This is a genomic window from Mesorhizobium sp. M7A.F.Ca.ET.027.03.2.1 (genome assembly GCF_003999175.1).
In the GTDB taxonomy this organism is placed as follows: Bacteria; Pseudomonadota; Alphaproteobacteria; order Rhizobiales; family Rhizobiaceae; genus Mesorhizobium.
Window position 1 is genome coordinate 1 of the sequence record NZ_RZOM01001343.1, and the last position, 1362, is coordinate 1362.

Genomic DNA, 1362 nt, shown 5'->3' on the forward strand with positions numbered 1-1362 from the left:
CCTGAGGATCGTCGGCGCGCGCGGCAACAATCTGAAGAACGTCCCCGCCGAAATCCCGCTCGGCACCTTCACCGCCGTCACCGGCGTGTCGGGCGGCGGCAAGTCGACCTTCCTGATCGAAACCCTGTTCAAGGCTGCTTCGCGCCGCATCATGGGCTCGCGCGAACACCCGGCCGACCACGACCGCATCGAGGGCCTCGAATTCCTCGACAAGGTCATCGACATCGACCAGTCGCCGATCGGTCGCACGCCGCGTTCGAATCCCGCCACCTATACCGGCGCCTTCACGCCGATCCGCGACTGGTTCGCCGGCCTGCCGGAAGCCAAGGCGCGCGGCTACCAGCCAGGACGCTTCTCCTTCAACGTCAAGGGCGGCCGCTGCGAGGCCTGCCAGGGTGACGGCGTCATCAAGATCGAGATGCACTTCCTGCCCGACGTCTACGTCACCTGCGACGTCTGCCATGGCAAGCGCTACAACAGAGAGACGCTCGATGTCGTGTTCAAGGGCAAGTCGATCGCCGACGTGCTCGACATGACGGTCGAGGAAGGCGTTGACTTCTTCGCCGCCGTGCCCGGCGTGCGCGACAAGCTCGACACGCTGAAGCAGGTCGGCCTCGGCTACATCCACATCGGCCAGCAGGCGACGACGCTGTCCGGCGGCGAGGCGCAGCGAATCAAGCTCGCCAAGGAACTGTCGCGAAAGGCGACAGGCAAGACGCTCTACATCCTCGACGAGCCGACCACCGGCCTGCATTTCCACGACGTTGCCAAGCTGTTGGAAGTGCTGCACGAACTGGTCGACCAGGGCAACACGGTGGTGGTCATCGAGCACAATCTCGAAGTGATCAAGACCGCCGACTGGGTGCTCGACCTCGGTCCCGAAGGCGGCGACGGCGGCGGCGAACTGGTCGCCTCCGGCACACCGGAAGCGATCGTGCGCGAAAAGCGCAGCTACACCGGCCAGTTCCTCAAGGAGCTTCTGGAGCGGCGCCCCGGAGGCAAGCGCGAAGCGGCGGAGTGATCGGACCGGTTGGCGCTTGGAGAGCTTTTGAATGACAATCAGAAGAGCGCTTGCCGATGATCTCCAAACCGTCATCTCGCTGACCGAAGCCGCCTATGCGCCTTACACCGCACTGTTAGGCGCACCGCCGATCCCGGTCACCGAGGACTATGCGCCGCGCATTGAGGGCGGCGAGGTGTGGGTGTTGGAGAGCGGCAGCGAAATTGCCGGAGTGCTCACACTGGAACGGCACGACGATCACGCGATGATTTTCTCCGTCGCGGTGTCGCCCGCCTTCCAGGGCAAAGGCTTCGGCATTGCGTTGCTCAAACACGCGGATGAACAGACACGCCTGTGGGGCC

The 1362-nt window shown here is 64.4% G+C and carries 2 protein-coding genes; both read left to right on the forward strand.

Annotated elements, in window-relative coordinates; genetic code table 11:
- The coding region (locus tag EN750_RS34485) for an ATP-binding cassette domain-containing protein (protein WP_127399289.1) at positions 1 to 1021 on the forward strand (1021 nt) is incomplete at its 5' end.
- Positions 1022 to 1052: 31 nt separating this feature from the next.
- Positions 1053 to 1362, forward strand: a 310-nt coding sequence (locus EN750_RS34490) for a GNAT family N-acetyltransferase (RefSeq protein WP_145968204.1), incomplete at its 3' end; no start/stop codon positions are given.